The organism is Amycolatopsis sp. NPDC059021 (assembly GCF_042739895.1).
Taxonomy (GTDB): Bacteria; Actinomycetota; Actinomycetes; order Mycobacteriales; family Pseudonocardiaceae; genus Amycolatopsis.
The window spans coordinates 1-7,154 of the sequence record NZ_JBHYIQ010000190.1 but is presented as its reverse complement, the minus strand read 5'-3'; the positions used below and the strand labels follow the sequence as shown (position 1 = coordinate 7,154).

Below are 7,154 nucleotides of genomic sequence, written 5' to 3'. Positions count from 1 at the left end.
GGGTGAAAGACGCTCTGAAGGCCACCTTGAGGGAACTCAAGTCCCTCAAGGTGGCCTTCAGAGACCATCAGCTCAGGGTGAGTGACGTGTCGTCCAGCGCGAAGGACGTCTGGAGCGACGAGTCCTCCGTGCCGGTGAAGGTGATCGTCACGGTCTGCCCGGCCAGCGAGGACACGTCGAGCGTGTGCTGCTGATAGCCGGAGGCGGCGTTGACGTTGGAGTACGTCGCCAACGTCGTCGAGCCCGCCTTGACGGTGAACTTGTCGTACACCGTCGAACCGGACTCGGCCGTGTCGATGTGCAGCCAGAACGACAGCGACGCGTGGCAGTTGGCCGGGATGCTCACCGACTGCGAAACGGTGTCGGTGTGCGTGCTGCCGTAGCCGTCGAGGTAGGCCACGTAGCTGCCCGAATGCGGTGCCTCACCCGCGGACGCGGTGCTGACGACGCCGCTGCTCGCGGTCCACGGGCTGGTGCCGTTCTCGAAACCGGGGTTGCCCAGCAGCTGACCGGTGCAAGTGCCACCGGACGTCGTGATCGTCCACGAGAACGTCGTGCTTCCGGTCGCTCCGCTGCTGTCCTCGGCGGTCGCGGTGACCGAGTAGGTGCCCGCGGTCGTCGGCGTGCCCGAGATCAGCCCGCTCGACGCGGCGATCGAGAGGCCGGGAGGCAGCCCGGTCGCGGTCCACGTGTAGCCGCCGGATCCGCCGGACGCCGACAGCTGCAGGCTCGTCGCCGTGCCCACGACACCGGTCTTGCTACCCGGGTTCGCGACGGTCACGGAACCCGGATTGCTGCCACCAGCGGTGAATGCGGCGGTCCCGTTCGGGGTGCCCAGCCCGGTCGGGCCGTCCCAGCCGGGGCCCGCCTTGCACTGCACGGGCGTCGAGCAGCTGCCGTTGCTGCCGGACGTCACGTCGTAGAGGTTCCCGGTGTGCGCGTACGGGTAGGCGCCGGGAGTGTCCGACGCGCCGGGAGTTCCGGCGAGCGCGTACACCGAGGCGATGATCGGCGCGGACGCGCTCGTGCCGCCGTACACGGCCCAGCCGCTGCCGCCGTAGGTCTGGTAGACCGCGACGCCGGTCTGCGGGTCGGCCACCGCGGAGACGTCGGCGTTCGCCCGTTTGGCGCAGCCGGTGGTGACGTTCTGGAACGACGGCTTGGGCACGCTGGTCGAGCAGCCGCTGCCCGCCCCGCTCCACGCGGACTCCGTCCAGCCGCGGCCGCCGCTGCTGCGCGACAGCGACGTACCACCGACCGCGGTCACGTACTGCGACGACGCGGGGTAGCTGATCCCATAGCCGCTGTCGCCGGTGCTCGCGGTGATCGCGACGCCGGGGTGCTTGAAGTAGCTGGTGTCGTAGGTGTTTTCGCTGCCGTCTTCCCCGCCGCCGTAGGAGTTCGACACGTACTTCGCGCCGAGCGACACCGAAGTGTTCACCGCGGTCCCCAGATCCTGCATCGTCGGCTGGTCCGCCTCGACGAGCAGAATGTGGCAATTCGGGCAGATCGCCGAAACCATGTCCAGATCGAGCGAGATCTCCCCGGCCCAGCCGGTGTCCGCCTTCGGCAGCGGGCTCGTCTGGCCGTTTTGGTTGACCTTCTTGAAACATCCGTTCGCCGTGGTGCACGCGGGCAACCCGTAGGCCGACCGGTAGCTCGCCAGGTCCGACTCGGCGTTCGGATCGTCGTAGGCGTCCACAATGGCCACTGTCGCGGAAGCGCTTCCCGTGGCGGTGAGGTTGTAGGCCGAGCGCAGGTCCGTCGGCCCGTAGCCGCTCGGCGCGGCGTTCGGGGCGAGCTGTGCGCCGGCGGTGTCGGTCAGTCGTTGCGCGAAACATGTTGCCCTGCCTGGACTCACGTGCTGGTCGCAGGCGTAGGCGGTGGGATGGGCCGCGGCGGGCGCGGCGAGGGCGGGCAGTGCGGGCGCGGTCAGTGCCATGGCGGAGAACGCCGCCGTGGCAAGGATTCTTCGAACCGATCGGGACATGAACCCTCCAGGGGAGATTCATCCGAATGGGGATAACCCATCGGTGTCACGTTGTATACAGTGCGTGGAATCTCGCCGGTGACGCGTTCGTGTCAGTGGCGCAAAAGTGTCGGTTCGTGCGCTCGAGGAGGCCCGGATGGTCCCGGACTCAATCGGTCATCTCGTGACGCTGGGCCTCAAAGAGGACGAGGCGGAAACCTACCTGCACCTACTTTCGTCGGGCCCCGCCACGCCCGGAACCCTTGCCACGAAAGCGGCCCGGGACGTCGGCGACGTCCTGCGCTGCCTCGCCGTGCTGGCCGAGCACGGCCTGGCCGGTCCCGCCGACGGTGACGAAACGTCCTTCGTGGCGCTGCGCCCGGAACTCGCGCTGGCCGCGCTCGTCCGGCGCCGCGAGGCGGAACTCGCCCGCGCGCGGATCGCCGTCACGCACGCCTTCGACCAACGCCGCCGGGGCACGGGCACCGACCGCGCCGGACAGTTCATCGAAGTGATCGGCGGACCGGCGGCGGCCGAACGCGTCCGTCAGCTGGAACGGTCCGCCCGCACCGAGGTACGCGGCCTCGACTCGCCGCCCTACTACGCCGACGCCGACGCCAACGAGGTCGAACTGGACAACCTCGCGCGCGGCGTCCGCTACCGCGCCGTCTACGGCAGAGCGGCGCTGGAAAGACCCGAGTACCTCGCCGAAAACGTCGTCCCGTGCGGGAAGGCGGGGGAGCAGGCGCGGATCCTGCCGGACGTTCCGGTGAAACTGCTCCTGGTCGACGACGAGTACGCGGTGGTCTCGCCCGCCAGCGACGTCGACCGCCCGGTCCTGCTGATCCGCCCGTGCGGCCTGCTCGACGCGCTGATCGGGCTGTTCGACATGTGCTGGCGCGCCGCGCTGCCGCTGGGCTTCGCCGCCGACGTCCCCGGCTCCTCGGTGCGGCCAAGCGAACGCAGGCTGCTCGGCCTGCTCGCGGCCGGGCTGACCGACGACCAGGCCGCGCGCGCCATGGGCGTCAGCAGGCGGACCCTGTTCCGGTACCTGGAGAACCTGATGGAGCGCACCGGCTCGGCCAACCGCTTCCAGCTGGCGCTGCACGCGATCCGTAACGCGTGGATCCACGCCCCCGTGCAACCCGGCGCGGACCCCGCTCCGTCCTTACGGGCATGAGGTACTCAGCGAAGCTGGCCGGTGCAGGCATTGTCCTCGTGCTCGCGACAGCCTGCGGCGGTCACAACACGACAGCACAGCCCGGATCCAGTAACGGCGCTCCCGGAGGTAGCGCGCCGTCCTCACCTTCGGTGGCTCCGCCAGGGACGCCGTCCTCGTCGCCGAACGCGAAGCCGGCCGAACCCCCGCGCGGCAGCCCGCCGGGCAAGCCCCGGCTGGAAGTCCCCGAGGGCAGCGTTCCGGTGCCGCCGAACAAACTCGACACGAAGGCCCTGCCGGAAGGCTTCCCGAAGGAGGCGTACACCGCCAACGGCGGGGCGGTCCTCAACATCCGTGCCCAGGAAGGCGGCTGCGGCCACGCGCTCGGCTCGGCGATCGAACAGAACGCCCAGAACGTCGTCGTCGACCTGAGCGAGACCAAGGCCCAGACGGGCCAGATGTGCACCATGGACATCCGCTACCCGGTGATCTCCGTGCCGCTTGCGGCACCGCTGGGTGACCGGACCCTCGTCCTGAAGACGTCCCCGGCGAAGTAGACCGCAGAACGCGTACAGCCCCGGTGGGCCATCCGGCTCACCGGGGCTTACTCGTGCCGCCGGGCGTTGAACCGTCTCCGTTATCGAAACGTAGTCAGGGGAGAGGTGGTGATGAGAGAGGAGTGGGCACATGCCCCGGTCGAGTAAGGGCAGGCACCGCAGGCAGGCGACGATCGGACTCGCCGCGCTGCTGGGCGTATCCGGGATCACCGCGGCGGCGATCGCGATGAGCACGGGAGCCAGCCAGGCCGCCGAAAGCTGCACCGGGCTGGACACGGCCCTGCAGAACAACCTCACCTTCATCGAAGGACAGAAGGCGAATCCGGACGCGCAGTCCGCGGCGAGGATCGCGAACCGGCAGTCGGTCGTGGACCTCATCCAGCAGCGCCGCCAGGCCGCCGGATGCACCGCCGACGTCGTCGGCAAGGCGCCGGATCGGCAGAACGGCAAGAACGGGCAGAACTGCCAGGACAAAGACCAGAACAACGCCCAGGGCGACAACAAGAACAAGGACAAGGACCAGAAAGCCAACGGCATGAACGAGGCCGGTGGCATGAACAATGGCATGGGCGCCGACGGCATGAACGGTCAGGGCAATGCCAACGGGATGGACAACGCCCAGGGCGACGCCGACCGGAAAGGTATGGCTCAGGACAACGGCAAGAACGGCAAGGACGCCGACAAGAACAAGGACCAGAACGGGAAGGCGGGTCAGAACGCCAACCCATGCCAGCAGGGCAAGGACGCCCAGAACGGCAAGAACGGTAAGGCGCAGAACGGCAAGAACCAGAACAGCGGTCAGCAGGCCGGTGACGTCGTCTGCCAGGGTTCGACCGTGACGCTGTCGGGCGAGGGCGGGGCGCCCGCCGCGTCCAGCGACCAGTTCCCGGCGGGCACGAAGCTCAAGGTCACCAACCTGGACAACGACAAGTCCACCACCGTCGAGGTGACCTCGGTTTCCGGCAGCTGCGCGCTGCTCAACAACGCGGCCTTCGAACAGGTCGCCGAACCTGGCAAGTTCCTCATCCGGAACGCGCGGATCGAACGCGTCGGCTGAGGTGCGCGAGATCCTCCCTGCCGTGGTCGATCGGACCACTGTGGACGGCCGGGAGGGATCTCACCGCGTCAGCGGAAACTGATCTGCAGCACCGGTTCCGAGGTCGCCGCGAAGAAGTCGTTGCCCTTGTCGTCGATGACGATGAAGGCCGGGAAGTCCTCGACCTCGATACGCCACACCGCTTCCATCCCGAGTTCGGCGTACTCCAGCACGTCGACCTTGCGGATGCAGTCCTTGGCCAGCCGGGCCGCGGGCCCGCCGATCGACCCGAGGTAGAACCCGCCGTGCTCGCGGCAGGCGGCGGTCACCTGCTTCGACCGGTTTCCCTTGGCCAGCATGACCAGCGAGCCGCCCGCGGCCTGGAACTGCGCGACGTAGGAGTCCATCCGCCCGGCCGTGGTCGGGCCGAACGAACCGGACGCGTAGCCCTCCGGCGTCTTCGCCGGGCCCGCGTAGTACACCGGGTGATCCTTGAGGTACTGCGGCATCTCCTCGCCGGCGTCGAGCCGCTCGGCGATCTTCGCGTGCGCGATGTCGCGGGCCACGACCAGCGGCCCGGTCAGCGAAAGCCGGGTCTTCACCGGAAGCTGGGACAGCTGCGCGCGGATCTCGGCCATCGGCCGGTTCAGGTCGACGTTCACGACCTCGTCGGACAGGTCGTCCTCGGTGACGTCCGGCAGGAACCGCGCGGGGTCGCGCTCCAGCTGCTCGATGAACACGCCGTCCGCGGTGATCTTCGCCTTCGCCTGGCGGTCGGCCGAACAGGACACCGCGATCCCGACCGGGCACGACGCGCCGTGGCGGGGGAGCCGGATGACGCGGACGTCGTGGCAGAAGTACTTGCCGCCGAACTGCGCGCCGATCCCGAACTGCCGGGTCATCTCCAGCACCTGCTGTTCGAGGTCCGGGTCGCGGAAGGCGTGTCCCAGCTCGGAACCGTTCTGCGGCAACGTGTCCAGGTACCGCGCGGAGGCGAGCTTCGCGACCTTGAGGTTGAACTCCGCGGACATGCCGCCGACCACGATCGCCAGGTGATACGGCGGGCACGCGGCGGTGCCGAGGCTGCGCAGCTTTTCGTCGAGGAACCGGGCGAGCCGCTTCGGGTTCAGAACGGCTTTCGTTTCCTGGTAAAGGAAAGTCTTGTTCGCGCTGCCGCCGCCCTTGGCCATGAACAGGAATTCGTACGCCGGGTCGTCCTGCCCATCCTTGTGGTACAGCTCGATCTGCGCGGGCAGGTTGGTGCCGGTGTTGCGTTCCTCCCAGAAGTTCACCGGGGCCATCTGCGAATACCGCAGGTTGAGTTCCTGGTAGGCGTCGAAAATCCCCTGCGACAGCGCGCGCTCGTCGTCTCCGCCGGTGAGCACGCCCTCGCCGCGTTTGCCGATCACGATCGCGGTGCCGGTGTCCTGGCACATCGGCAGCACCCCGCCCGCGGAGATCGCCGCGTTGCGCAGCAGGTCCATCGCGACGAACCGGTCGTTGCCGCTGGCCTCGGGGTCGTCGACGATCGCCCGCAGCTGCGCGAGGTGCGACGAGCGCAGCAGGTGCTGGATGTCGGTGATCGCGGTCCGCGCGAGCCGCGTCAGTGCCTCGGGTTCGATCCGGAGGAACTTCCGGCCCGCGGCCTCGACCTGCTCGACACCTTCGGTGGTGAGCAGCCGGTACTCGGTGGTGGTGTCCTTGCCCAGCGGCAGGACTTCGGTGTGCTGGAACGTGGTGGTGGGCGCCACAGCGCGGCTCCTTTGCCGGGCGATTCGGGGAACCCGCCCAAAGTACCCAACGTCCCGTCGCGCCCGCGCGCCGTGTGCCGGACAGCGTGCGGGATGTGGCGCACGACATGTCCGGCCTGCATGTTGCGGAGCGGGATTTGCCCGTGACAGCACCGAAATCGAAGGCGCCGCCTCGGTGACCGAAGCGGCGCCTTCGCAGGGGAAAGCTTGTGAAGTTTGGTTCGGGAGGCCGGGCCCACCCCGACGGACCCGACCTCCCGGGGGATGCGATCCGGATGCAGGCACATCCGACCGCGAAGCCTCACCTGGCGCCACTTCCGCTCTGGACGTGACACCTGTCACGACAGTGTCGTGACCCAGGTCATAAGTCAACGCGGCCGAACGGGTGTTGCCGACCCCTTCAATGCCCCGCCCCCGTCGCTCTCAAACCCCCAACCGCCCGGCCCCGCGGATCTTGATCGAATCACCACCGAGATGCCGCAGCTGCTCACCCAAGGTGACCACGATCCAGCGAGCGAACTACCCGAGGTGACCACGACCCAACCCGAAGTCACCCCACCCGAGATGCCCACGGCCCAAGCTGAAGTCACCTACACGTGACGACCACGGCGGGGGTCCAGGGGGCTTGCCCCCTGGCGGGGGTTTGTGGGTTCGACCCCCCCAAAAACCAATTGGGGGGCGG

General features: G+C 68.6%; 5 protein-coding genes. 3 read left to right on the top strand and 2 right to left on the bottom strand.

Annotation, left to right across the window (positions count from 1 at the left end):
* Positions 1-67: 67 nt before the first annotated feature.
* Positions 68-1,990 (bottom strand): putative Ig domain-containing protein, encoded by a 1,923-nt coding sequence (locus ACFWX1_RS47530; protein ID WP_378396538.1) that lies wholly within the window; start codon positions 1,988-1,990, stop codon positions 68-70.
* 136 nt (positions 1,991-2,126) lie between these two features.
* Here ACFWX1_RS47530 and ACFWX1_RS47525 point away from each other — a divergent pair, with 136 nt between their 5' ends.
* The 3 genes from ACFWX1_RS47525 (at position 2,127) to ACFWX1_RS47515 (ending at position 4,742) form a co-directional block, all read left to right on the top strand.
* Positions 2,127-3,149 (top strand): helix-turn-helix domain-containing protein, encoded by a 1,023-nt coding sequence (locus ACFWX1_RS47525; protein WP_378396537.1) that lies wholly within the window; start codon positions 2,127-2,129, stop codon positions 3,147-3,149.
* Between the two features lie 131 nt (positions 3,150-3,280).
* Positions 3,281-3,685 carry a hypothetical protein gene (locus tag ACFWX1_RS47520; RefSeq protein WP_378396536.1) on the top strand — a complete coding sequence of 135 codons (405 nt, stop codon included), beginning with the start codon at positions 3,281-3,283 and terminating at the stop codon, positions 3,683-3,685.
* Positions 3,686-3,815: 130 nt separating this feature from the next.
* Positions 3,816-4,742, top strand: a complete 927-nt coding sequence (locus ACFWX1_RS47515; RefSeq protein WP_378396535.1) for a hypothetical protein — start codon at positions 3,816-3,818, stop codon at positions 4,740-4,742.
* A 68-nt stretch (positions 4,743-4,810) separates the two neighbouring features.
* Here the strand turns inward: ACFWX1_RS47515 and ACFWX1_RS47510 are convergent, their stop codons facing one another.
* Positions 4,811-6,472 carry a fumarate hydratase gene (locus tag ACFWX1_RS47510; protein WP_378396534.1) on the bottom strand — a complete coding sequence of 554 codons (1,662 nt, stop codon included), beginning with the start codon at positions 6,470-6,472 and terminating at the stop codon, positions 4,811-4,813.
* Positions 6,473-7,154 lie beyond the last annotated feature (682 nt).

Excerpts from the sequence above, each read along its gene's own strand:
- ACFWX1_RS47515 (WP_378396535.1), top strand. The coding sequence starts at position 3,816 with ATGCCCCGGTCGAGTAAGGGCAGGCACCGCAGGCAGGCGACGATCGGA.
- ACFWX1_RS47525 (WP_378396537.1), top strand. The coding sequence starts at position 2,127 with ATGGTCCCGGACTCAATCGGTCATCTCGTGACGCTGGGCCTCAAAGAG.
- ACFWX1_RS47530 (WP_378396538.1), bottom strand. The coding sequence starts at position 1,990 with ATGTCCCGATCGGTTCGAAGAATCCTTGCCACGGCGGCGTTCTCCGCC.